23 protein-coding genes are annotated in these 22576 nt (G+C 63.3%); 14 read left to right on the top strand and 9 right to left on the bottom strand.

Features of this window, described 5'->3' with window-relative positions:
* Nucleotides 1-87 precede the first annotated feature (87 nt).
* Nucleotides 88-1587 (top strand): ATPase domain-containing protein, encoded by a 1500-nt coding sequence (locus DM826_RS01395; RefSeq protein ID WP_120100566.1) that lies wholly within the window; start codon nucleotides 88-90, stop codon nucleotides 1585-1587.
* A complete protein-coding gene (locus tag DM826_RS01390; protein WP_120100563.1) occupies nucleotides 1580-3760 on the top strand; it encodes a PAS domain S-box protein in 2181 nt (726 codons plus the stop codon). The genes DM826_RS01395 and DM826_RS01390 overlap by 8 nt, the downstream gene beginning before the upstream one ends.
* Nucleotides 3761-3766: 6 nt before the next feature.
* Here DM826_RS01390 and DM826_RS01385 read toward each other — a convergent pair whose 3' ends face one another.
* Together DM826_RS01385 and DM826_RS01380 are read right to left on the bottom strand one after the other, a co-directional pair.
* Nucleotides 3767-4564, bottom strand: coding sequence for an SAM hydrolase/SAM-dependent halogenase family protein (locus DM826_RS01385; RefSeq protein ID WP_120100561.1), 798 nt, complete (start codon nucleotides 4562-4564; stop codon nucleotides 3767-3769).
* A 10-nt stretch (nucleotides 4565-4574) separates the two neighbouring features.
* Complete coding sequence (locus tag DM826_RS01380) at nucleotides 4575-5093, bottom strand: nicotinamide-nucleotide adenylyltransferase (RefSeq protein WP_120100559.1); 519 nt, start codon at nucleotides 5091-5093, stop codon at nucleotides 4575-4577.
* A gap of 167 nt (nucleotides 5094-5260) precedes the next feature.
* Between DM826_RS01380 and lonB the strand changes: the two genes are divergently transcribed.
* Together lonB and DM826_RS01370 are read left to right on the top strand one after the other, a co-directional pair.
* Nucleotides 5261-7516 (top strand): ATP-dependent protease LonB, encoded by a 2256-nt coding sequence (lonB, locus tag DM826_RS01375; RefSeq protein WP_120100556.1) that lies wholly within the window; start codon nucleotides 5261-5263, stop codon nucleotides 7514-7516.
* Between the two features lie 51 nt (nucleotides 7517-7567).
* On the top strand, nucleotides 7568-7906 hold the full coding sequence (locus DM826_RS01370) for a hypothetical protein (RefSeq protein WP_120100554.1): 339 nt from the start codon (nucleotides 7568-7570) through the stop codon (nucleotides 7904-7906).
* Between the two features lie 34 nt (nucleotides 7907-7940).
* Here DM826_RS01370 and DM826_RS01365 read toward each other — a convergent pair whose 3' ends face one another.
* Nucleotides 7941-8393 carry an MGMT family protein gene (locus DM826_RS01365; protein ID WP_120100551.1) on the bottom strand — a complete coding sequence of 151 codons (453 nt, stop codon included), beginning with the start codon at nucleotides 8391-8393 and terminating at the stop codon, nucleotides 7941-7943.
* Between the two features lie 86 nt (nucleotides 8394-8479).
* Here DM826_RS01365 and trpC point away from each other — a divergent pair, with 86 nt between their 5' ends.
* The 5 genes from trpC (at nucleotide 8480) to DM826_RS01340 (ending at nucleotide 13301) form a co-directional block, all read left to right on the top strand.
* Nucleotides 8480-9244, top strand: coding sequence for an indole-3-glycerol phosphate synthase (gene trpC, locus DM826_RS01360; RefSeq protein WP_120100549.1), 765 nt, complete (start codon nucleotides 8480-8482; stop codon nucleotides 9242-9244).
* Between the two features lie 67 nt (nucleotides 9245-9311).
* Nucleotides 9312-10592: a tryptophan synthase subunit beta gene (gene trpB / locus DM826_RS01355; RefSeq protein ID WP_120100546.1), complete on the top strand. Its 1281-nt coding sequence runs from the start codon at nucleotides 9312-9314 to the stop codon at nucleotides 10590-10592.
* Nucleotides 10593-11489, top strand: a complete 897-nt coding sequence (gene trpA / locus DM826_RS01350) for a tryptophan synthase subunit alpha (RefSeq protein WP_120100544.1) — start codon at nucleotides 10593-10595, stop codon at nucleotides 11487-11489.
* A gap of 54 nt (nucleotides 11490-11543) precedes the next feature.
* Nucleotides 11544-12338, top strand: coding sequence for a 2-amino-3,7-dideoxy-D-threo-hept-6-ulosonate synthase (locus DM826_RS01345; protein WP_120100542.1), 795 nt, complete (start codon nucleotides 11544-11546; stop codon nucleotides 12336-12338).
* A gap of 144 nt (nucleotides 12339-12482) precedes the next feature.
* Nucleotides 12483-13301: a DUF7504 family protein gene (locus DM826_RS01340; RefSeq protein ID WP_120100539.1), complete on the top strand. Its 819-nt coding sequence runs from the start codon at nucleotides 12483-12485 to the stop codon at nucleotides 13299-13301.
* A 1-nt stretch (nucleotide 13302) separates the two neighbouring features.
* Here the strand turns inward: DM826_RS01340 and DM826_RS01335 are convergent, their stop codons facing one another.
* From DM826_RS01335 to DM826_RS01325, 3 genes are all read right to left on the bottom strand, one after another.
* Nucleotides 13303-14559 carry a HEAT repeat domain-containing protein gene (locus DM826_RS01335; protein WP_120100536.1) on the bottom strand — a complete coding sequence of 419 codons (1257 nt, stop codon included), beginning with the start codon at nucleotides 14557-14559 and terminating at the stop codon, nucleotides 13303-13305.
* Between the two features lie 133 nt (nucleotides 14560-14692).
* Nucleotides 14693-15955 carry a methylmalonyl Co-A mutase-associated GTPase MeaB gene (meaB, locus tag DM826_RS01330; protein ID WP_120100534.1) on the bottom strand — a complete coding sequence of 421 codons (1263 nt, stop codon included), beginning with the start codon at nucleotides 15953-15955 and terminating at the stop codon, nucleotides 14693-14695.
* A gap of 2 nt (nucleotides 15956-15957) precedes the next feature.
* Nucleotides 15958-16374, bottom strand: coding sequence for a cobalamin B12-binding domain-containing protein (locus DM826_RS01325; protein WP_120100531.1), 417 nt, complete (start codon nucleotides 16372-16374; stop codon nucleotides 15958-15960).
* Between the two features lie 107 nt (nucleotides 16375-16481).
* Here DM826_RS01325 and DM826_RS01320 point away from each other — a divergent pair, with 107 nt between their 5' ends.
* The gene (locus DM826_RS01320; protein ID WP_120100529.1) at nucleotides 16482-16712 is read left to right on the top strand and encodes a hypothetical protein; all 231 of its coding nucleotides are present in this window, start codon (nucleotides 16482-16484) and stop codon (nucleotides 16710-16712) included.
* 206 nt (nucleotides 16713-16918) lie between these two features.
* The gene (locus tag DM826_RS01315) at nucleotides 16919-17992 is read left to right on the top strand and encodes a glycosyltransferase (protein ID WP_120100526.1); all 1074 of its coding nucleotides are present in this window, start codon (nucleotides 16919-16921) and stop codon (nucleotides 17990-17992) included.
* Here DM826_RS01315 and DM826_RS01310 read toward each other — a convergent pair whose 3' ends face one another.
* Nucleotides 17993-18628 carry a halocyanin domain-containing protein gene (locus DM826_RS01310; protein WP_120100523.1) on the bottom strand — a complete coding sequence of 212 codons (636 nt, stop codon included), beginning with the start codon at nucleotides 18626-18628 and terminating at the stop codon, nucleotides 17993-17995. It lies immediately after the preceding gene.
* A gap of 123 nt (nucleotides 18629-18751) precedes the next feature.
* On the opposite strand from DM826_RS01310, the gene DM826_RS01305 reads away from it, so the two are divergent.
* Together DM826_RS01305 and DM826_RS01300 are read left to right on the top strand one after the other, a co-directional pair.
* Nucleotides 18752-19009, top strand: coding sequence for an MTH865 family protein (locus tag DM826_RS01305; protein ID WP_120100520.1), 258 nt, complete (start codon nucleotides 18752-18754; stop codon nucleotides 19007-19009).
* A gap of 46 nt (nucleotides 19010-19055) precedes the next feature.
* Nucleotides 19056-19670, top strand: a complete 615-nt coding sequence (locus DM826_RS01300) for a J domain-containing protein (protein ID WP_120100517.1) — start codon at nucleotides 19056-19058, stop codon at nucleotides 19668-19670.
* Nucleotides 19671-19693: 23 nt separating this feature from the next.
* Here DM826_RS01300 and DM826_RS01295 read toward each other — a convergent pair whose 3' ends face one another.
* Nucleotides 19694-20473: a DUF7839 domain-containing protein gene (locus DM826_RS01295; protein ID WP_120100515.1), complete on the bottom strand. Its 780-nt coding sequence runs from the start codon at nucleotides 20471-20473 to the stop codon at nucleotides 19694-19696.
* 83 nt (nucleotides 20474-20556) lie between these two features.
* Here DM826_RS01295 and DM826_RS01290 point away from each other — a divergent pair, with 83 nt between their 5' ends.
* A complete protein-coding gene (locus DM826_RS01290; protein WP_120100512.1) occupies nucleotides 20557-21270 on the top strand; it encodes a metallophosphoesterase in 714 nt (237 codons plus the stop codon).
* A gap of 7 nt (nucleotides 21271-21277) precedes the next feature.
* Here the strand turns inward: DM826_RS01290 and DM826_RS01285 are convergent, their stop codons facing one another.
* Nucleotides 21278-22549, bottom strand: a complete 1272-nt coding sequence (locus DM826_RS01285; RefSeq protein WP_120100510.1) for an NAD(P)/FAD-dependent oxidoreductase — start codon at nucleotides 22547-22549, stop codon at nucleotides 21278-21280.
* Between the last annotated feature and the right edge of the window lie 27 nt (nucleotides 22550-22576).

The raw sequence follows: 22576 nt of genomic DNA, 5'->3' as shown, positions 1-22576 counted from the left end.
AAGTGAATACGGCGGCATTGTATACCAAGCGCGGTGCAGTAGGTAAATCACCACGAGCACGAGCTACCTGACACGGCGTACCACACAATGACAGATGAGACAGCAACCGCCGACGAGTACGATATCGAGCCGATCAGCACCGGCATCGCCGAGCTCGACAAACTCCTGAACGGCGGGTACATTCGGGGTCGTACCTACCTTGTCCAGGGCGTCTCCGGCACCGGCAAGTCGTTGCTCGGCCAGCACTTTCTCGAAACCGGCATTGAGAACGGCGACACTGTCGTCTACATCCACGGCGAGGAATCGAAGGCCGACATCGTGCTCAACGCCGCCCAGCTGTCTGTCGATATCAGCGACGCCGAGTTCCTCGACATCGGGCCGGGCACCGACTTTTTCGCCGAGGACATCTCCTATGATCTCGTCGAAACCGCCGAGGTTGAGTCCGAACGTTTCACCAAGGATATCAAGGAGGTCATCGAGTCGGTCGATCCCGAACGCCTCCTGATCGATCCGATCACCCAACTGCAGTACGTCGAACGCGACGAATACCAGTACCGCAAACGCCTCCAATCGCTGATCCGGTTTCTCCGGGATCGGCGGGTGACAACTGTTGCTACACGGACGGTTAGCCGCGGCGTCCCCCACGGCAGCAGCTACGACGACTTCGAGTCGCTCAGCGACGGCGTGGTCAACCTCTATCTGGATGAGAGCGAACGCCGCATCGCCGTCCCCAAACACCGTGGTCTCGGGCAGGTCGACGGCACCCACGGCCTCGAAATCCGCGACGACGGCATCGAGATCTACCCACAGACGATCCCCGACCACGACGACCGAACCTTCGATCCGACACTGATCACGACCGGCCACGAGACGTTGGATTCGCTGCTCGGCGGCGGGATCGAACGCGGCGCGGTGTCGTTTATCTCTGGGCCAACCGGGATCGGCAAATCGACAACCGGTGCGCAGATGCTGTCGGGGCTCGCTGCCGACGGCAGAACCGCTCTCGGCTATCTCTTTGAGGAGTCGATCGACCAGTTCACCTACCGGTGTAAGAACCTCGGGATCCCAGTTTCTGAGCTTCTGGAGACGGGTCAGCTCCATCTTACCGAGGTCGAACCCTTGGTGCGGTCGGCCGAAGAGTTCGGCCAATACGTCGTCAACGAGGTCGAAACGCACGATCCGGCTGCCGTCTTCATCGATGGGCTCGCTGGCTACAAGATCTCCTTGCAGGGCGACGATCAGCGACTTGTCCGCCGACTTCACGGGCTCACACGGGTGCTCAAAAACCACAACGTGGCGACGATCATCACCGACGAATCCAATGCACTGACCGGGTTTCCGGAGGCAACAAGCACGAACACCAGCTACATCGCCGACAACATCGTGTTCCTCTCGTATGTCGAGGTCGACGGCGAACTCCAGCGGGCGATCGGCGTGCTGAAAAAGCGGCTCGGCGATTTCGACAGCCGTTTCCACCGGTTTGCGATCGTCAGCGACGAGGGCCTTCAGATCACCGGCCCCTTCGAGAACGTCCACGGGATCATGCAGGGCACCGGCCACCGGGCGGAGAGACGCGACGATGCGTGACGGCCATCCCGACGCAGTCGATCGGCTCCAACTCATCGTCGCCAACGAGGCCGACCGCGAAGCGATCCGGTCGATGCTCAGCGAACAATACGATGTTGTCATCGACGACGAACTGCGGGCCGTCGACTGTTATCTCGTTGATGATCGCAGCCTGCCAGCCTACAGCGAGGCGATTGAAGCCCAGAAAGCCGAATTAGATCCAACCTTTCAGCCGGTGTTGTTGCTCCGGCGAGAGCAAGCTGCTGAGACAGCACCGCAGTTGGGTGCCGACAACGGTGACGATAGCCCGCCGTTGATCGATGAGGTCGTCACCGCCCCGATTGATCGGGAGACGCTGTACCGCCGGCTCGAAAACCTCCTTGTCCGCCGCCGACAGTCCGCCGAACTCACCCAGCGGTACGCCGACATTCAGACTCGATTCGAACGGCTCTTTGAGGCGACCAACGACGCAACATTCGTTCTCGATGCGGAGTCACTGTTTATTACCGCCTGCAACCCCGCCGCCAGCGACCTGCTTGGCTACTCGCGGGCGACGATCCTCGAAACAGAGCCGTCTGAACTGTTTGCCCCCGACCAGCCGGACACGCTTGCGTCGTTTTTCGAAGATATCATCGCCACCGGCGATGCGTGGACAGACGAGCTCACCTGCCGGACGAAAGCCGGCGAGGAGCGGGCGATCGAGATCTCGGCGACCACCTTTGAGACCAGCGACGACCCGTCGATCTTGCTGTCGATCCGTGACATCACCGAGCGGAAAGCCTACCAGGAGGAGTTAGAGCTCAAAACACAGGCGATCGATGGCGCGCCAATCGGCATCACGATCAGCGATCCATCCCAGCCGGACAATCCGCTTGTCTACGTCAACGACGGCTACACGGAACTAACCGGGTACAGCAAGTCGGAGGGGATCGGCCGAAACTGTCGGTATCTCCAGGGGCCGGGCACCCGCGAGGAGCCGGTCGCCGAGATGCGGGAAGCGATCGACAACGAGGAGCCCGTCAGCGTCGAACTCCGGAACTACCGGAAGGACGGCACGCCGTTTTGGAACCGGGTGACGATCGCCCCCGTCCGCGACGATGACGGTGAGGTTGTCAACTACATCGGGTTCCAAGAAGATGTCACCGAGCGCAAGGAACGCGAACAGGATCTGCAGCTGTTCCGCCGGGCTGTCGAAAATGTCGGGAGTGCTGTCGTGATCACCGATCGCACCGGCGACATCAAATACGTCAACCCGGCCTTCGAGTTCCAAACCGGGTATAGTTACGAGGAGGTTGTCGATAAAAATCCAAACCTGTTTGCCTCAGGGAAACAGTCAGAGGAATTCTACGAGGAGCTCTGGGAGACGATTCTTGACGGTGACACGTGGGAGGCGGAGCTGGTCAACCAGCGAAAATCCGGCGAACTCTACCACGTCGAACAGGAGATCTCGCCGATCACAAACAGCGTCGGCGATATCACCCACTTTGTCGCCATCGAGGCCGATGTGACCGACCGCCAACTTCGGGAGCAACAGCTGTCGGTGCTCAACCGCATTCTCCGCCACAATCTTCGCAACGGGATCAATGTCATCGAGGGCAACGCGACACTGCTGGCCGAGCAGGTCGCCGACGAGGAGGCCCGCTGGTTTGTTGATGCGATCGAGGAGCGCGCGACGGAGCTTGCGGCACTCAGCGAGAAGGCATCGACGGTGCGGTCGCTGTTCGAACAGGAACCACCGAGCGATGCCCGCTATCCGATCGACGACCTCTTTGAGGCGGTGACCGCCGAGTTCGAGGAAGCTCATCCTGAGGCGACGATCAAAACCGAGCTCTCGGGGGCACTGGCGGTGCGCGCCGATAGCCGCCTCCGGGTGGCACTTGAGGAGTTGTTAACGACCACGCTCAGTTACAACGACGAGACGATACCAGCGATCACCGTGACGGCCACGCCAGCCGCCGACCGTAGCGAGGAGTGGGTTGAGATCACGGTCACCGACAACGGCCTCGGGGTTCCGGAACACGAGTGGCGAGCGATCGAACAGGGTGAGGAGACACAACTCCAACACGGTAGCGGGCTTGGCCTCTGGCTCGTCCACTGGACAGTCTCACTGCTTGGTGGGGAAGTTCGAATTGAAGGAAGCGATATCGGTACCCAGATGGTGTTGACACTGCCGCGAGTGCCGGTTGACGAATAGGAGTCGTTAGCGGCCGTGCGAGAGCCGGACTGCATCGCCCACAGCGAGTCCGAAGGCCTCGTCGCCACGGCCGTGATTCACGTCACATTCGACGTAGCCGTGACTCCCGACAGTGACCAGCGTCTCACCGCGGTCAACATGGTCGAATGTTTCGACGACCGGAACGCTTGTGCCGTCGATTCCAACCGTCTCGACGTCGGCGAGCTCGTCGCCCGGAATGTTCGTGATCACGTTGCCGAAGTCGTCGACAACGAGCACCTCGCCGTGGATCGTTCCACCGTCGACAGTGGGGGTCGGAAACTCGATGTCGACACAGGAATCGAGATCGATCCGGCTAAGCATCCCGAGGTCGGCCATGGCGTCGACGCCGACAGCATGAATCTCACCGGCCGCGGGCGCGAAGACATCTCGCCCGTGGAACGTCGATGACGCCGGCGTCTCGACGGTGATCTCGAAGGCCTCGACGGTCGGCTCTGCGGCGGCTGGGTCGCCCGCGGCTGTCGGCTCCCGGAGTCGTCGCACGACCGGCCGGGCCAGCCCGTTGTCGGGGGCGACGATCGCGTGGTCGCCGACGCGAACCGCGATCGCGCGGCGATCGGTGCCGACACCGGGGTCGACAACCGCGAGATGGACAGCGGGTGGAAACCACGGGATCGTCTCCCGCAGCCAGAAGGCCGCCGCACGGGGATCCTGTCGTGGGAGATCGTGGGCGATATCGACGAGGCGGGCGTCTGTCCGCGAGCAGATGACGCCTTTCATCGCCGCCGGATAGGGGCTGCCAAAATCAGAGGCAAGCGTAAGCATCGGTCGGCCCTTAGGTGTCGCCCGCGCCGTCGGTGTCGCTGACCTGCTGGATGCGCTCGACGCCGCCGATCTCCTTGATGACGGCTGCCGCCGGATCAGGGACTAACGAGTCCCAGTCCTCGCCGTCGATCATGCGCTCTCGGAGTTCTGAGCCTTCCAGGATCTCCCGGCGGAACATCGGGGATTGTCGCACCTCGACGCCGGCTTCCTCAAACAGCCGGATCACCAGCGGATTGTTCGAGAAGGCGACATCGAAGGCCGGCGACATGCTCTGGACGTGGCTGACCCACACCGAGTTGCGGTCGAGATCCTCGATTGGGACGACGTAGGTTGGGATATCGAACTCGGCGACGGATTTGGTGACCATCATGACGCGTTCGCCGGCGGTAAACGGATTGCGTGGGGTGTGGGAGTCCCCCGCCGAGCCGATCCCTAACACCAGTTCGTCGACCTGCTCGGCGATCTCCTCGACCATGTGGTGATGACCCGCATGGTACGGTTGAAACCGGCCGATGTAGAATCCCCGCATACCACACGCTATCACGTCGCCCTTTATAAGCACGGCGAGTCGCTGGCGGAATCGCAGACGAACGGTAGCGGGCTGCTACCACCGTAATTATGCATACTGACGATTTTTCACAAGGGGAGAAAGTATATCAGTCGCCGAGCCGTCTATTCGCGTAGCGAACCCGTTCTATGAGCAACAACACGGACACAGACGACGGGCCTCCCGACACGGAGGCCGAGGAGACGGCCTCGGAGCCCGGGCACTCCGAGGAGGTCGCCGACGGCGAGGCCGGCGATCGACCGCACGACGACCACGAGGAGCGATCGGACGCCGACGAGGGCGGCGACCACTCCGAGGACGGCGAGGATGAGTGGCCACCAACGGGGCCGGATCACGACGGGCCGACGATCGCCGACGAGGACGCCTTCGATTCCGACCCTAACACAGACCGCACCCGTGGCAACGAACCGGCCGAAACCGAAGGGACGGCGGGCACGATCGAGGAACTCGGCAGCGATGTCGAGGTCAGCGCGCCGGTCGCCGACGACCCGGATGAAGATGACCTCCTTGGCGGGCTGTTGATCGACAGCACCGAGGACGTCGAGATCCCCGACCGCCTCGTCGACCAGGTCATCGGCCAGGAACACGCCCGCGATGTGATCATCAAAGCTGCCCGCCAGCGGCGACACGTCATGATGATCGGCTCGCCAGGAACCGGCAAGTCCATGCTGGCGAAGGCGATGACGGAACTCCTCCCGAAAGAGGAACTGCAGGATGTCCTGATCTACCACAACCCCGACGACGGCAACAAGCCGAAGGTGCGGACGGTGCCGGCGGGTAAGGGTGAACAGATCGTCGACGCCCACAAGGAGGAGGCTCGCAAGCGCGACCAGATGCGTACCTTCCTCATGTGGATCATCATCGCCGTCGTGTTGGGCTACGCGCTCATCATCGCTGGCCAGATCCTGCTGGGGATTCTCGCCGCGGGGATCGTCTATCTCGCCTTCCGCTATGCCTCCCGTGGCGGCGACGCGATGATCCCGAACCTACTGGTCAACAACGCCGACACCACGAGCGCGCCGTTCCGCGACGCCACCGGTGCCCACGCCGGCGCGCTGTTGGGCGACGTGCGACACGACCCCTTCCAGTCCGGCGGCATGGAGACGCCCTCTCACGACCGCGTTGAGGCCGGGGCGATCCATAAAGCCAACAAGGGCGTGCTGTTCGTCGACGAGATCAACACCCTCGATATCCGCAGCCAACAGAAGCTGATGACTGCGATCCAGGAGGGTGAGTTCTCGATTACGGGGCAGAGCGAACGCTCCTCTGGTGCGATGGTTCAGACCGAGCCGGTGCCGACGGACTTCATCATGATCGCCGCCGGCAACCTTGATGCCATGGAGAACATGCACCCCGCACTTCGCTCCCGTATCAAGGGGTACGGCTACGAGGTCTACATGGACGACACCATCGACGACACGCTTGAAATGCGCCAGAAGTACGTGCGCTTCGTGGCTCAAGAAGTCGCTAACGACGGTCGCCTCCCGCCGTTTGAAGCCGAGGCGATTGAGGAGGTCGTCCTTGAGGCGCGGCGACGCGCTGGCCGGAAGGGACAGCTCACGCTGCACTTCCGTGATCTTGGCGGGCTCGTCCGCGTCGCTGGTGATATCGCTCGCGCCGAGGACACCGAGTACACGACCCGCGATCACGTCCTGCAGGCCAAAGAACGCTCTCGATCGATCGAACAGCAGCTCGCCGACGAGTTCATCGAGAAACGGAAGGACTACGAACTCCAGGTCTCCGATGGCTACGAGGTCGGCCGCGTCAACGGCCTCGCCGTGATGGGCGAGGACTCCGGGATCATGCTGCCGGTGATGGCTGAGATCACACCCACCCAAAGCGGTGGGCAGGTGATCGCCACCGGCCAGCTCCAGGAGATGGCCGAGGAGTCGGTGCAGAATGTCTCGGCAATCATCAAGAAATTCTCCGACGAGAACATCTCGGAGAAGGATATTCACATCCAGTTCGTCCAGACCGGCCAACAGGGTGTCGACGGCGACTCGGCGTCGATCACGGTTGCGACGGCCGTGATCTCTGCGCTTGAGGGTGTCGGCGTCAGCCAGGATCTGGCGATGACCGGCTCGCTGTCGGTTCGCGGCGACGTGCTTCCGGTCGGTGGGGTGACCCACAAGATCGAAGCCGCCGCCAAAGCCGGCTGCAAGCGCGTCATCATCCCGCAGGCCAACGAACAAGACGTGATGATCGAAGACGAGTACGAGGATATGGTCGAGATCATCCCCGTCAGCCACATCAGCGAGGTGCTTGACGTGGCGCTCGAAGGGGAAGCCGAGACCGACTCGCTGGTCGCTCGACTGAAAAACATCACCGGCTCGGCGCTGCAAGACGGCAGCGTCGCCGGCCCCTCCAGCCCCAGCCCGCAGTAAGCGGGCTGCCGGGAGCGGGAGTTTCAAGACGCTGTTTTTCGAGGGTTCTGTATGGATGCAGTCTCGGTCGATATCGACTCCGATGACATCCCGTTGGTGACCGCAACCGTCGCCATCGCCTTCGGCAGCCTCTTTGTCATCGTCGGCAACGCTGAGGGCCACTTTTTGTCGATTCTATCCTTGGTCGGTGGCACCGTCGCATTCGTCTGGTTTGCACTCCAGCGGATCGAGCCGGTCGAAGCCAAACTGGCGATCCCAGTCTCGGCGATGGTGCTCGGCAGTGTTCTCGTCGGGTTTGACGTGCCGAATCTCTTCGAGTTTGACGGGCCGCTGGGAGCAGCCCTATTTGTCTACGGGGCGATCCGCCTGCTCGGATACGTCGACGAGTAACCGATCACAGTCCACCTCCGTCGCTGTTTTGTCGTTAGTCGTCTTCGAGATCGCGGAGCGTCGCAGCAACATCTGTCGGCGTCGCTCCCTGAGCGTCATGGACGCGGTGATCCGGGATCAACAGCGGCACCGGGTTTGCCTGTAGTGCGTCTCGGACAGTTGCGGCGTCTTCCTCGCTGTCCTCATCCATTCCGGCCAGCCGTGCCAGTCGCGAGACGGTCACCGTGTTGCCAGCCGAGACATTCTGGAGGGCCTCAAGCACCTGCCGGTGGTCGGTTGGCACCGTCAGGGCGATCTCGACGTCGGTCAGCGCGAGCCGATCACCGTCGAGATAGTCGCCGATCAGCGTGAAGACTTCGTGGTCGGTTGCGGCGTCGTCGGGAACCGTCTCCGGAAACGACACATCGATCACCTGGCCGCTGGCGACACCGAGTTGGACGACGGTATCGAGGTCGTCGAACCGCTGTGCGTAGATTCCGGGCGTCATTAGTCGATCAAAAGGGGCGACTCCATTCAACGGTTCCGGCTTACGACGCAAGTCTTATGTACAGATACGTACACTGATGTACATAGATGAACGAACAACAAGGGGAGGTGGCCCCGGCAGTGCAGTCGATTCTCGATGCGGCTGCGGCCCGGTCGGGCGGCGACGAGCGCGTGTCGGTGACCCCGCGGTCGCTGTCGGCAGCGTTCGCGGTGGCCGAACGCGACGGCCGCGTGCCGGTGATCGCGGAGGTCAAACCGACGAGTCCGACGACCGACGGCGAACACGACGCCGATCCGGTTGCGTTGGCGAAAGCGATGGTTGACGGCGGCGCAGCCGCGCTGTCGGTGCTCACAGAGCCGGAACATTTCGGTGGCTCGATCGAGAACCTTCGGCGTGTCCGCGAGGCCGTTGACGTCCCAGTCTTGCGCAAGGATTTCATCCTACGTGAGGCCCAACTCGACACCGCCGACAGCGACGTGATCCTGCTGATCGCCCGATTCCTCGGCGACGATCTCGAACCGATGCTTGCGGCTGCCCGCGACCGTGGCTTTCAGGTACTCGTCGAGGTACACACTGCCTCGGAACTCGCCGACGCCATCGACGCCGGCGCGGCGGTTATCGGGATCAACAACCGCGATCTCGCGGAGCTAACGGTCGACCTTTCGACTGTCGAACAGTTGGCACCCGACGCCCCTGACGACGTGACGCTGATCGCCGAAAGCGGTGTTGCGACGGTCGAGGATGTCCGCCGAATGCGGGAGGCCGGCGCGGACGGCCTGCTGATCGGCAGTGCGATCATGGACGGCGATCCACAGACAAACACCGAGCGGTTGACCGGAGCAGCGAACTGATGGGAGACAGCGCACTGACACAGCGAAGCGAGGGTTACATCACCATGCCATACGAGAGGAACACACAATGAGTACAGACCACGCGACAGATGCTGAGGACTCACCCACGAAGGCGGCCGACGGCAAGTTCGGCGACTACGGCGGCCAGTACGTGCCGGAAGCGCTGATGCCGGCGATCCAGGAGCTCACCGATGCCTACGAGCGATACGTCGTCAACAACGAGGATGGGTTCATGGATGAGTTCCGCCAGCGGCTGGCGGATTTCGGCGGCCGACCGACGCCGCTGCAGCGGGCCGATCGGCTCTCGGAGCGATACGACTGCGATGTCTACCTCAAACGCGAGGATCTGCTCCACGGCGGGGCCCACAAGCTGAACAACGCCCTCGGTCAGGTGCTCCTTGCCAAATACATGGGCAAAGACCGCATCATCGCCGAGACCGGCGCGGGCCAACACGGGACGGCGACGGCGATGGCCGCCGCCCACCTCGATATGCCCTGTACGATCTATATGGGCGAACGCGACATCAACCGCCAGCGACCCAACGTCTTCCGCATGAAGCTCAACGGCTCGGATGTAAAGCCGGTGACGGCGGGTCGCGGCACGCTGAAGGAAGCGATCTCGGAGACGATGCGCGATTGGGCGGCCAGCGTCGAGACGACCCACTACGTGATCGGCAGCATCGTTGGCCCCCATCCGTTCCCGGTGATGGTGCGGGATTTCCACGCGGTCATCTCCGAGGAGATGCGCACCCAGGTTCGCGAGCAAACCGGGGGGCTCCCAGACTCTGTTGTCGCCTGTGCCGGCGGCGGCTCGAACACGATGGGCGCGTTCGCCCACTTCGTCGACGACGAAGACGTAAACCTCGTTGCTGTCGAGGCCGGCGGCTCCTCGCTGGCAGTCGACGAGGAGAAAGGCGTCGCGCCAAACTCCGCGTCGCTGTCGACCGGCGACGAGGGTGTGCTCCACGGCGCGCGCACGAAACTCCTCCAGGATAGCTTCGGCCAGATCATGGAATCGCACTCCATCTCCTCAGGCCTCGACTATGCGGGTGTGGGTCCCGAACTCGCCCACCTCGTCGATGAAGACCGCGTCACACCGGTCGCCATCGACGACGACGCAGCACTGGAAGGCTTCCACCGCCTGTCCAACACCGAGGGGATCATTCCCGCGCTCGAAACGGCCCACGCCTTCGGCTATCTGGAAGAACACGCCGAGGAGCTCTCCGGCACGGTCGTCGTCAACGTTTCCGGCCGCGGTGACAAGGATCTCCAGGCGGCCATCGAGGAGACCGAGGCCCGCGACATCCCAAACGCGCCGGATATGTCGATGTTCTCGGAGGGGATCTGAATGGCTGACAGTGGACAGGCAGCCGAGACTCGCCGCAGCGACGGCGCGGCCGCCAACAGCGAAATCGCCGCGGCCTTCGACGACGGCCCCGCGTTCATCCCCTATCTCGCGGTCGGCGACCCAAGCTATGAGGCCTCGAAGGCGTATGTCGAAGCCCTCGCTCGCGGCGGCGCGGACGTGATCGAACTCGGCTTGCCGTTCTCGGAGCCGATCGCCGAGGGGCCGACGATTCAGGGCGCGATTGTTCGCGCCTTGGAAGGCGGCATGACGCCCGAACTGTTCTTCGAGTTCGTTGAAGACGTCGACGTCGATGTCCCGCTGGTCTGTATGACCTACTACAACCTGATCTACCAGTATAGCCCGCCGGGCAGTGACGAGCGAGGCCCTGAACAGTTCGTCGCTCGCGCCGCCGAGGCTGGCATCTCGGGGCTCGTCGTCCCAGACCTCCCCGCCGAGGAGGCCGACCCGCTGCGGGCAGCCTGTGACGAACACGGCTTGGATCTCGTCTTCATCGTCGCACCGACAACCGAGGGTGAGCGGCTGCAATCGATGATGGAGCGCGTTTCGGGCTACGTCTATGTGCAGGCTCGCCTCGGGACGACCGGCGCGAAAAGTGACGTGTCGGATCAGACCGACCGGAGCCTCCAGCGACTCAGCGAGTGGAACGTCCCGAAAGCCGTCGGCTTCGGGATCTCCAGCGGCGAGCAGGCCGAACGCATCGTCGCCAGCGGTGCCGATGGGATCATCGTCGGCTCCGCTCTCGTCGATATCGTCGCCGACGGCGTCGACAGCGAGTGGTCGACTGCGGAAACGGCCGACAAGCTCGAAGCGAAAGCCCGGGAGTTGGCCGAAGGTGCGACCCGTGGGCAAACTGAGCCGGCACCCAGCGACGAGTAGGGTCGGAGTCGCAAGCTACATACCCTCCTACTGACAGAGGTTCACACAACAGTTATGTCCGCAGGAATCAGCGCGCGGCTCGATCGCATCTCCACCGGGGGCCGGTATCTGATCGTCCCGATGGATCACGGGATCACAATGGGCGCGGTTACCGGCCTCAAGCAGTTGGAGGCGACCGTCGACGGCGTCACCAGCGGCGGTGCCGATGCCGTCCTCACCCAGAAGGGCGTCGCCGACCGCGTCCACGGCAACACCAACGGCAGCGGTTACATCGTCCATGTCAACGGCTCGACGACGATCGGCCCGGACGAAAACGACAAACGCCTCACCTGCACCGTCGAAGAGGCGATCCGTGCCGGCGCTGATGCGGTCTCCTTCCATATCAACGTCGGCTCGAACTACGAACCAAAGCAGATCGAGGAACTCGCCGAGATTACCGGCGAGGCCGAGCGGTTTGGCATCCCGGTGTTGGCGATGGCCTACGCGCGTGGCCCCGGGATTCAGGGCGATGAACCTGAGGCACTCGGCCACGCGGTTCGGCTCGCCGAGGAACTCGGTGCCGATATCGTCAAAACCGGTTACAGCGGCGACGCCGAGAGCTTCCAACACGTCTGTGAGTCGACCAGCCTGCCGATCGTTATCGCCGGTGGCTCGAAGGGAACTGATGCCGAAACCGTCGAGATGGTTCGTGGCGCGATGGATGCCGGCGCGGCGGGCGTCTCGATGGGCCGATCGATCTTCCAACACGACACACCCGAGGCGATCACCCGTGCTGTCTCGGCGGTTGTCCACGACGACCACGACGCCGAGGACGCGCTGAGTGCGGCCGGCCTCACCGTCGAAGCCTGATTCGTTGGTATCTGCGTCGGGCTGTCAACTGACGACTGTGTCCTGATCGATACTCACCAACTGACCGGCGTCTCAGGCTCTGAACGGCACTACTTAGTTCATGGTGAGTTTTAAGTATGCTACCCGACTCCGATGAGGTAGTCGATGGTGTACCGATGGCGTGCGCGAAGTGGGGATTTCACCGTCTGGTCGGCCAGCCGCGAGGAGACCGTCGAGCGGGTGAAAACCTACATCGCCAAGCGCAACCAAAACCGCCTCACACAGGAGGGGGTGATGGTCGGCTGGTCGTGTCCGTACTGCGATCGCCGTAACTCCGCCCACGACGAGCACGTCGCGCTTGAAACGTTCAAACAGCACCTGTTTTCACACAAAAAACCGCTGTTGGAGTCGGGTGTCCACGTCGCCGACGACATCAACGGAACGGGGTCAGTTGCGGTGCTCTCCCCGATCGAATCGACCGGTGCCGACAACGCCAGAGTCCATTTTCTCTCGCCGGGTGATGTTGTCGTAATCGTCACCACGAACCCGGCAGAGCGGATCGATCTGCTGCGGTCTAAACTTAGTGAGTGGCCCGAATGGACGGTCGTCCTGACGACAAAGGAAGATCCACTGGAGGGGCTCAGCGGTGTCCAGTTGATGGATATCCCCGTCGAGATCGTCCATCTCGACAAACAGATGGGGTTGGGGAGTCTCACCGAGACCATCTCACGCGTGCTCGAAGAGCAACAAGAGCCCGGCCGGAAGATCGCCTTCGAGTTCGACATCCTCACCGAACTCATCCAGAAAGCAAAGCTTCAGCGCATCTTCAAATTCCTTCACCTCCTGACGGCTCGACTGGAGGATGTGACCGCGCTGTCGCATTTCTTCGTCAACCGCGACCGGATGGCCTCCAGTATGAACGTGTTAGATCCCGTGTTCGATATGCAGATCAAAGCTGAGGGACCGCTGTTCCTCCAAGAGTAAGCTAGGCGTCGTCGCGCTTCTTGGCCGTGTAGTCGGCGGGCTCTGTGACCCGCACGTACTCGACAGTCTGTTTCAGCAGCTCTTCGGCCTCGCTGTCGGTGATCTGGGTGTGGACGAACTCCGCGCGCTGGCGGGCGTCCTCGCTGGTCTCGTAGCTGTCGATGGCGGCTTCAAGCCGTTCTTCGAGATCGATGCCGCCGATCCGGACGAGGCTGGTGGCGGCGATCTGGGCGGTGGTATCGTCGTAGGCATCCAGCGCGTCGATAAGGGTCTCGACGGTTTCATCGCGTGGATGCGGGTTGGCGATGCGCCCAAGCAGCCACGCCGTATTTCGCCGGATCGCCCGCCGGTCGCTCTCCTCGAAGAGCGCCAAAAAGATCGGGACGGTGTCGCTGTCGGTGCTGGCCTGTAGCTCTTCGACGACCGTTTCGCGGACGGTATGGCTCTCCTCGAAAGGGGCCTGATACACCAACTCGACGATGGATTCGGCGGCCGCCTGTTGGACACCGTCATCACTGTCGTCGATCCCGTTGAGCAAAATTGTGAGGACATCAAGCGACCCGAGCGTCCCGAGGCTTTCGATGACCGTCCGCCGGAGTTCCTCGTTGTCGGTTTTCGCGGCGTCGATAAGGGCCTCGATGGCAGCATCGCCGCCGATCTGGGCGAGCGACCGGGCCGCCTTCATCTTGATTTCCTCGTTGTAACTCTCAAGCGCTTCGATGAGCGCGTCGACACAGCGGTGGTCGCCGACCCGGCCGCATTCCTCGATCGCTCTGGCTCGGACGCGGTAGTCGTCGTCCGTACACGCGGAGGCCAGCTTTGGGACGACGGTGTGGGTGCCGACATCGCCGAGGCCAGCGACCGCTAGCAGACGGAGTTCGGGGTGGTCGCTGCCGAGCCACTCGACTAACACCAGTGGGTGTGGCGAGTCGGTCGGTGTCGGCTCGGTGTCGGATGCGACCTTTCTGACGAGCGTCTCAATGATGTCCTCGTCGTGGATGTACAGCAGTGTCTCGACGATGCGGGCCCGAACGGTTTCGTCGGTTTCCTCTAAGACGCCGCTGATAAGTTGTTGTTTGATCTCGCCGTTGTCGGCCTGTTTCACCCCGTCGCCGAACTCGGCGAGGATGCCGGCGGCCCCCAACCGGACGCCCAGTGAATCGTTGCTCCCGAGATAGCGGGCGATCCGGTCGAACTGGCCGTTGGTCGCCAGTGTGTAGAGGAAATCCGGCTGTGTGGTCTGTGGCTGGTCGTCCATTGCGTCCTCTGAAAGCTGGTGGTGTCCGGCGCGACAGTGGTGGGCCCACCGCTGCTGCTCGGTACGACGTATTGATCCCTTACAATCGAACTACAATAAGCCTATAGGAACCTCACGGGTGGCTCTTGTGACCTCAGGTTGGGGTGTTGCCGTCGCTGTTGGTGTTGGCATCCGGTGTCTCGTCTGTACCGTCGGTGTCGACGGGTACCGATGCGACAGCCGAATCAAGTGGCGCAACAAGCCGGTCGACGAGCGTGTATGGGTCAATGTCGCGTTCTGCGACGGCTGCGGCCAACACATTGAGGCCGCCGTTGGCGTCCAGCAGGCGTTCGCTGATCTCGCTCAGATCACTCCGGAGGAGTCGCTGCAGGGTTGCTGCCGCCCGTTGGTGCCGGCGGCTGGTCGCTCCGGCTGACGAATCAAGGTGGGTTGTGTGTGCAGCGACAGCATCGGCGAACTCCTCAACTCCCTCGCCGGTCGTGGCGATCGTCTCGATGACTGTGGGTGTCCACGACGTCGGCTCTTCATTGTCGTCGGTGGTGCTGGTCTCGCTGTCGTCGCTATCGTGGCCAACAGGGCCGATATCGGCGGTGTGGTGACCAGCAACCCCACCGGTCGGCTTCGCGCCGTGTACCATCGCCTCCAGATCTGCGACTGTCTGGGCGGCCTCGTCCATATCGGCCTTGTTGACGACGAAGAGGTCGCCGATCTCGAGGATGCCGGCTTTCAGCAGTTGGACGTCATCGCCGGAGCCCGGCTGGACGACGACCGCGACGGTGTCGGCGGTTTCGACGATGTCGACCTCGTTTTGGCCCGCGCCGACCGTCTCGATGATGATCCGATCCATCCCGAAGGCCTCGAAGGCGGTGACGGCGTCGGTCGTCGCCATCGAGAGCCCACCGAGGCGGCCGCGCGCGCTCATCGAGCGGACGAAGACGCCCTCATCGCCGGCGGTCGACCCCATCCGGATCCGATCGCCTAACACTGACCCGCCGGTGTACGGCGAGGCGGGATCGACCGCCAACACGCCGACAATCTCGCCGCGCTCGCGATAGTAGTCGGTGAGTTTGTCGACCAGCGTGGATTTGCCCGCGCCGGGACTGCCGGTGATCCCGAGTACCGGTGTCGTGCCGGCGTGGGTGTACAGCGCGGCCAGGAGGTCACGGGCTCCCGCTGTCCGATCTTCGATCTTCGTGAGCACGCGTGCGAGCGCGCGCTGGTCGCCATCTAAGAGGTCATCCAGCAACGCTGTATTCGTCGCCGATAGTTGCTCGCGTGGAGCCGCTGGACGGGTCGCCAGCAACTCATCCGGGAGCGACGCTGTGGGCTCATCGTCGGTCGTCTCGTCGCCATCGTCGCCATCGTCGTCGGCGGTCTGGGGGGTGTCGTCGCCCATTGTCACTCCGCTCCGGCGTGTTCGCGGACGAACGTGACGGTCTCTTCCATCGGCGTCCCGGGGCCGAAGATCTCGGCGACGCCCATCTCTTTGAGCGTCGTCGTATCCTCTTCGGGGATGATGCCGCCAACGAGGATTAGGGTGTCATCAAGCGCGCCGTAGGATTCCAGGCCGTCGATGATCTTCGGGATCAGCGTGTTGTGGGCCCCTGAGAGGATCGAGATGCCAAGAACATCCACGTCCTCTTGGACGGCAGCCTGGACGATCTCCTCGGGCGCGCGGTGGAGTCCGGAGTACACCACCTCGAAGCCAGCATCCCGGAACGCCCGAGCGATGACCTGCGCGCCGCGGTCGTGGCCATCGAGGCCAACCTTGGCGATCAGACACCGGATCGCCCGCTGTGTCGATTCCGCGCTCATAGCTGTGGGTTTGGGCGAGAACGGTTTGATTCTACCGGCCATGCGGGTGTGAGACACGACCGCAGGTGTCGGGCGCGGCTTATCACCTTCCAGCCCCAAGGGGAAGTATGACCACGAAACTGGAAGATCGACTCCTCGGACTCGCCATCGCGGCCCTCCTCACCACCATCGGCGGTGAGCTGGCCGGTGCCGCTGCACTCGTCACCCTCGGTGTGACGACGTTTGCGCTCGCCTTGGCTGGACTGTTGGTTGTAATGACACTCTCGCTGCTTGTTGGCCTCAGCCGGCTCTCAGGGCCGGACATGCAGCCGGTACCATCAACTGACCGAACGCACTGAATCGCCGCTCCAACCGTCCACGGCAGGCATCGTAGCCTGCGACGAACACTTCTGCAGGTGGGTTCTGACACCAACGAACCACAGACGCGACATATCACACAAGGAGTGACAGCTAACCGGTCGGGTACGTGGGTAGCGACCGACGCCTGGGGTCGATCGGGCACGTTTCGCGTGGGTTTTTAATGAACGGGTGGCACGCTTCAGGTATGCGTGTCGCGTTCGTCTCGATGCATACCCACCACACCCGCGACACCCCTGCGATTCGCCGACGAACGCGACTGATTCGCCTGCTCAGCCACACTGACCACGAGGTTGTGGTGCTTTGTAGCCGCTGGTGGGACGGCGATCACCCAACCTTCGAGCAGGACGGTATTTCCTACCGCGCGGTCGACGGCGAGTTCTCGACGAACCGCTTTGTCGCCAAACTCCCGTTGGCCATTCGACGGGTCGACCCGGATGTCGTCCACATGCCGAACACGCCGGCTCGACACGCCCGCGCCGCCAAAGCAGTGTGCCGACTACTGCGGGTGCCGTTGGTTGTCGACTGGTGGGCGATCGGTGACGACGACAGCGACAGCGACTGCCGGAGCGTCGCCAGCAACGCCGACCGGCTCATCGCCCCCTCCCAAACGGTTGAAACGGTCGTCCGTGAGTACGGGGCCGCCGAGTCGGCGGTCAGCATCATCCCTGAGGGATTGGACTTCTCGTTGATCGAATCCGCGCCCGTCAACGACGAGTTTGATCTGGTCTACAGTCGCCAGCTGGACTCACATGCCAACGCCGAGACGTTTCTGCTCGCGTTGGCCGAGCTCCGCGACCGTGACTGGTCGGCGGCGATCATCGGCAACGGGGACGCGGCGTCGGATATCGAGCGGACAGCCCGCGACCTCCGCATCCGCGATCGGGTTTCATTTCTCGGCGAGTTGGGCGACGAACAGCGCGTTGCTGTGTTGAAAGGGGCCCACGTTTTCGCCCAGACCGCCGAACAAGAGCCGTTTGCGACGAACCTGCTGTGGGGATTAGCCTGTGGCTGTGTCGGCATCGCGGAGTATCAGACCGATTCAGCGGCCCACGAGCTGATTGAGGAGAAATCCCGGCTTGCCGAGACTCGCGGTGAACTCGTCTCGACGCCACAGGAGTTTGCTGATGAGATCGTCGCCGCAAGCGCGCTTGAACACCGAACCATCGATCCAGCGTACGAACGCTACGATTACAGCAATATCGTCGAGCGGTATCTCACCTGTTACCGGCAGGCGATCGACAACTACGGCCTGTTGTGATCAGGCCGCGTCCTCGTAGTCGCCGCCGTATTTGAGGAAGAAGAAGGCAAACGAGAGCGTCGAGACCATCGCCACAAACGTTGCCAACCCGAGTGTTTTGGCTGTATCCGGGATCTGTGGCGCGCCGCCACCGCCGCCACCGCCGCCGGTCTCAACTGTCGGCACGTCGCCGCCGACAGCGACCGCTCCGAGCATCCCAAGCGAGGAGTGGGGGACACACTGATACTTGGTGATACCGGCGTGTTCCTCGGTGAAGGTGAACTCGTAGGTGAAGCCGGCCTCGCTCACCGTCTCGCTTCCAAGCTCGGCTGGCCCCTCAACGGTCTCGACGTTGTGGCCGCCGCCTTCGCCGGTCCACTCCCAGATGACGGTCGTTCCTGGGTCGATCCAGATGCCGGCTGGGCTGAAGGCGAGATTGCCGCCGTTGCCGCTGGCACCGACCTGGACAGTAACTTCATCGTTTCCACGAAGATCTTCGGTGCCGCCGTCGACGCCCTGTAGGTGGCTCCCGAAATCAGCCATCTCCGACTGCCCAGCCGCGGTACCTGCCGTGGCCGTTGCGGCTCCCGCCGCGGCGACGCCGCCGGCCGCTGTTCGAAGCAGCCCCCGCCGCGAGACCGCGTCGTTGTCGCTCATATCTCGCCCTTCGTGATCGGGTGTAGTGAATATGTTGGTTCGCAGCCGCCCACCCACTGGTGCGTCTCCCCGCGTGTCACCCGTTTCGGAACGCTTTTACTGCCGATCCCGACACATTCGCCCATGTCATCAGTTGAAGCCGAACTCCGCGAGCAGTTCACCGAGGCCTTCGCCGGGGCCGACTACCCGATCACCGGCCAGATGGATCTGGTTCCCGCACTCCCCAACGGCCCGGGGACAACGTTCACCGCCGGAGAACGAACGCTTACCGCAATGGAACTTGCCTCGGAGCTCAGCGGCCACCAAGAGTTTCCCTACGAGGATGTTGAGTCACTCGTGGACGACGCGATCGCGGGCCTGAAAGACGAAGGCGTGATCTGAGCGACAGGGGCGAGACGTTCTTTATTCTGGAGCGCAAACGACAGGTGTGTTATCCGTGCTGCAGGCCACGCTGCCGGCGTGGGTCGTCTTTGGGCTCCTCTTGGGACTGGTTGCCTCCGCGATCGTCGCTGCCCTCTTCTATGTTGGCGATCGACTGTTTCCTGCCACAGATCACGGCCACCACGACCGCACCCAGTACACCAGTGGCACGGAGCGGCGGCGTGCCGAATTCCGAGAGTATCTGACGGCGATCGACGAACCGTATCTTGAAGGCCACGACCGTGCCGGCCACAGCCTGGAGTTCTATCTGCCGGATCGAGATGTCGGGCTTACCTTTGATCCACGCGTCCTCTTTGGACTTGAGGAGACCACAACCCACGTCATTCTGTGTGAGGCTGAGATGCCCGCGGCCAACCTCGGCCGCCGACTGCCCTTTGAGATCCCGGATGATGTCCGTCCCCCACCGACCAGCAACGACCCGGTGGATCGTGCCTACGAGCAGCTGGGGATTTCGCCTGACGCCACCGCCACCGAGGTTCGCGATGCCTACCGCTCGCGAGCCAAAGAGACCCACCCCGATCGCGGCGGCAGCAGCGAGGAGTTCAAACAGCTCCAGGAAGCCTATGCGACCGCGAAAGATCACGCCGAGGGCACCGCCTGAGCGGGCGCGGCGATAGCGTGCGCTTACAGCGTTGTGACGTCATAATCCGTGTCGCCATCGCGGAGTGCGTCGGTGACACGACCAACTGTGTCGGTTGAGGCGGCGACGACGACAGCCATCCCGACGGCGGCCGCCGCGGCAGCGACCTCGCCGGCAGCAACCGTCACCGCTGGCTCGTAGCCCGCCTCCCGGAGTGAGACGACGCCTTCGACATCGGCTGCCAGACACTGATCGGCGGTCTCACAGTGGTCGGCCAACGCGTCGATATCGGCCTCGCGGCTGCCGCCATCACGAGCCGGCGGCACCTGTGCGACAGTGACCGTGCCGGTTGTCATCTCGATGATCCCCTCAAATGAGGTGACGCTCACGTCGGTGCCGGCGTTGGCATCGGTCGTGGCGACCCCGGTTGCCGGCCCCTCGTCGCCGGGGGTCGCATGCAGCAACCCGTCTTCCAGTGAGAGAGTGACCTGCTGGCCGGCTTCGATCGCGTCGGTGGCGATCGCTGTATCCTCCTGGACGCTGCCCAACACGTCGTCGGTGACGTGGTTGGCGAACCGCTGGAGGGATCTGGCCTCCTGAAACAGCCAGTCGACGCCCTCCTTGGTGACGGCATACCGGGAGCGCCCCTCCTTGCGGACGAGGCCGTCGTCGACGAGCTCGCGGATGTACTCGGAGACAGCTTGGCTGGTGACGCCAACCGAGTCGGCGATCTCGCCTTGGCTCACCGCCGGCTGGCGGTCAGCGATCTCCACCAGCACGCGAAACCGCGTGGCCGTTCGCTTGTCCGCGAGGGCATCGCTCATACCCGTTGCTTTCGGTGGCACGGTAAAAAGCCCGACGGGATCGCCGACCGGAGGGTTTTGTCCGTCGACGCCAACACGTCGGTATGGCTGTCCGCCCACCGGCTGCTGAGACGCTGAGGTTCGCCGACCGGGCGGTGTACCTCGACGCCGCCGACGCGGTGGTGCTCGCTGATCTCCATGTTGGCCGGGGCGACGCCTCCCGTGTTGCGGCTCCGATCGACGCTGGCGAGTCGATCCGCCAGCGCGTTCGCACACTGCTGGATCGCTTCGCGCCGGCGACGATCGTCTTTGCTGGCGATCTCCTCCACAGCTTCGATCGGCTGCCACGGACTGCTGCCGACGCCATCGAAGGGCTGTGGGCCGACTGTGCCGACGCCGATGTCGACGCGCTCGCTGTTGTCGGCAACCACGATAGCCGGCTGGCCGACTGCTGGCCGGGCTCGGTTGCTGACGCGGTCACACTCGATGACGGCACGGTTGTTTGCCATGGCCACGCCCCGCCCGAGGAACGTGGGCATCGCTACGTGATCGGCCATGCCCATCCGGCGATCACGATCGAGGGGGTGAAACGCCCCTGCTATCTGTTTGGCAAAGACGCTTACCGCGGCGGCGAATTACTGGTGCTCCCAGCGTTTACCACCCTCGCTGGCGGCGTCGATATCAGCGACCGACGAGCAGCCGATCTGCCGTCGCCGCTGGTGTCAACGCTGGCCCCGCTACAGCCGGTGGTCTGGGATGACGAAGATGACGACACGCTGTGGTTTCCGCCACTCCAGCAGTTACAGCGGTTGTTGTGACCCCGTCTCAGCGATCCTTTAACACCGCACGGGCGGCTTTGCGACCGCTTTCCATCGCGCCCTGAATCGACGACCACTCGGTGTACTCACCGGCCAGATAGGTGCGTCGTCCGCCATCACGTACATCTGGCAGCGACTCGTGAATCCCGGGCGGTTGGGCGAACTGCGCAAACGGAATCCGATCGGTTCGAAGGGGGTCGAGGCCGTCGAACTGCCGGTCGGGGTACCACGCCGACAGCGTCTCGCGGGTCTTGGCAGCGAGTTGCTGGCTGTCGGTGTCGACGACGTCGTCGCCGAGGAACGTCGCATTCAGCAGCACCCCGTCGTCGGGCGCGTACTCGGGGGCGACCGTCGACATCGGCACAACCGTATTCGGCGCGCTGTCGCCGGCGTTCAACAGCAGTCGCCGCCCGGTGTCGAGACCGTCAGCCGCTGGGAGCCGATAGTGTTGGGTGACACAGCCGACGCCATCGGTCGGGATCGCAGCACAGTCGGTGAGCCGCGCCGCCTGTCGCGCGCCGGTTGCCACGACGACGGCGTCGACCGCGCGGCGATCGTTGTCGGTGACAACGACCGCATGCCGGCGTTTCTGTGTGAGTTCTGTGACAGCCTCGCCGGTCTGGATTGTTGCCCCGGCGTCGGCGGCGGCCGCGGCGAGTTGCCGCGGGATTGCGGCCATCCCCTCGGCCGGCACCGCGCTGTCGCCGTCGCTGAGGGCCTTGAACGTGTACTCGAAGACGCGCTTGGAGGTCGACAGCGATCGATCCAGCGTGATCCCACCGTAGAACGGCGCGATGAAGTTACTGCTGTACTGCTCGGAGAAGCCCCATTCACGAAGCCACTCGCGGATCGATGCGTCGGGTCGCTGGAGCAGATCGTCGTAGGCCCGTGTCGAAAGATCCTGTCGGAGCGCGAGCGTTCGCAGTTTGTCGGTTGTGGTGACCTCATCAGTAAGCAGACTGGCAAGGGCAGCACTCGGATCACCCAGTGGGTCGGCCAACACCGACCGACCGCCGGGCCGGGCGATCGTGGCGCCCGGCGAAAACCGCCGGAGGTCGAGGGCAGCAAGATCGAGCTCCCGCTGTACCGCCGGATAGGCGGTAAACAGCACCTGAAAGCCGCGATCCAACGTATAGCCGCGTTCGGTGTGGGTGGTGACGCGGCCCCCCACCGTCTCGTCGGCCTCATACAGCGTGACATCCGCGCCACCAGCCGCGAGATGGCGGGTGGCGACCAACCCCGCGAGTCCGCCGCCGATAACGACAACAGAACGACTCATACTGTTATATGGGATGGCGGGGGCAAA

This window comes from Halonotius aquaticus (genome assembly GCF_003605575.1).
In the GTDB taxonomy this organism is placed as follows: Archaea; Halobacteriota; Halobacteria; order Halobacteriales; family Haloferacaceae; genus Halonotius; species Halonotius aquaticus.
The sequence above is the reverse complement of the archived record's forward strand: the minus strand, read 5'-3'. Positions and strand labels throughout refer to the sequence as shown.

What these genes read in the sequence shown, in the direction of transcription:
- DM826_RS01285 (WP_120100510.1), bottom strand. Translation starts at nt 22,549, where the DNA reads ATGAGTCGTTCTGTTGTCGTTATCGGCGGCGGACTCGCGGGGTTGGTC.
- lonB (WP_120100556.1), top strand. Translation starts at nt 5,261, where the DNA reads ATGAGCAACAACACGGACACAGACGACGGGCCTCCCGACACGGAGGCC.
- DM826_RS01385 (WP_120100561.1), bottom strand. Translation starts at nt 4,564, where the DNA reads ATGCTTACGCTTGCCTCTGATTTTGGCAGCCCCTATCCGGCGGCGATG.
- DM826_RS01390 (WP_120100563.1), top strand. Translation starts at nt 1,580, where the DNA reads ATGCGTGACGGCCATCCCGACGCAGTCGATCGGCTCCAACTCATCGTC.
- DM826_RS01295 (WP_120100515.1), bottom strand. Translation starts at nt 20,473, where the DNA reads ATGAGCGATGCCCTCGCGGACAAGCGAACGGCCACGCGGTTTCGCGTG.
- DM826_RS01325 (WP_120100531.1), bottom strand. Translation starts at nt 16,374, where the DNA reads ATGAGCGCGGAATCGACACAGCGGGCGATCCGGTGTCTGATCGCCAAG.
- DM826_RS01365 (WP_120100551.1), bottom strand. Translation starts at nt 8,393, where the DNA reads ATGACGCCCGGAATCTACGCACAGCGGTTCGACGACCTCGATACCGTC.
- DM826_RS01380 (WP_120100559.1), bottom strand. Translation starts at nt 5,093, where the DNA reads ATGCGGGGATTCTACATCGGCCGGTTTCAACCGTACCATGCGGGTCAT.
- trpB (WP_120100546.1), top strand. Translation starts at nt 9,312, where the DNA reads ATGAGTACAGACCACGCGACAGATGCTGAGGACTCACCCACGAAGGCG.
- DM826_RS01315 (WP_120100526.1), top strand. Translation starts at nt 16,919, where the DNA reads ATGCGTGTCGCGTTCGTCTCGATGCATACCCACCACACCCGCGACACC.
- DM826_RS01290 (WP_120100512.1), top strand. Translation starts at nt 20,557, where the DNA reads ATGGCTGTCCGCCCACCGGCTGCTGAGACGCTGAGGTTCGCCGACCGG.
- DM826_RS01395 (WP_120100566.1), top strand. Translation starts at nt 88, where the DNA reads ATGACAGATGAGACAGCAACCGCCGACGAGTACGATATCGAGCCGATC.
- DM826_RS01345 (WP_120100542.1), top strand. Translation starts at nt 11,544, where the DNA reads ATGTCCGCAGGAATCAGCGCGCGGCTCGATCGCATCTCCACCGGGGGC.
- DM826_RS01335 (WP_120100536.1), bottom strand. Translation starts at nt 14,559, where the DNA reads ATGGACGACCAGCCACAGACCACACAGCCGGATTTCCTCTACACACTG.
- trpA (WP_120100544.1), top strand. Translation starts at nt 10,593, where the DNA reads ATGGCTGACAGTGGACAGGCAGCCGAGACTCGCCGCAGCGACGGCGCG.
- DM826_RS01310 (WP_120100523.1), bottom strand. Translation starts at nt 18,628, where the DNA reads ATGAGCGACAACGACGCGGTCTCGCGGCGGGGGCTGCTTCGAACAGCG.
- meaB (WP_120100534.1), bottom strand. Translation starts at nt 15,955, where the DNA reads ATGGGCGACGACACCCCCCAGACCGCCGACGACGATGGCGACGATGGC.
- trpC (WP_120100549.1), top strand. Translation starts at nt 8,480, where the DNA reads ATGAACGAACAACAAGGGGAGGTGGCCCCGGCAGTGCAGTCGATTCTC.
- DM826_RS01370 (WP_120100554.1), top strand. Translation starts at nt 7,568, where the DNA reads ATGGATGCAGTCTCGGTCGATATCGACTCCGATGACATCCCGTTGGTG.
- DM826_RS01305 (WP_120100520.1), top strand. Translation starts at nt 18,752, where the DNA reads ATGTCATCAGTTGAAGCCGAACTCCGCGAGCAGTTCACCGAGGCCTTC.
- DM826_RS01340 (WP_120100539.1), top strand. Translation starts at nt 12,483, where the DNA reads ATGGTGTACCGATGGCGTGCGCGAAGTGGGGATTTCACCGTCTGGTCG.
- DM826_RS01320 (WP_120100529.1), top strand. Translation starts at nt 16,482, where the DNA reads ATGACCACGAAACTGGAAGATCGACTCCTCGGACTCGCCATCGCGGCC.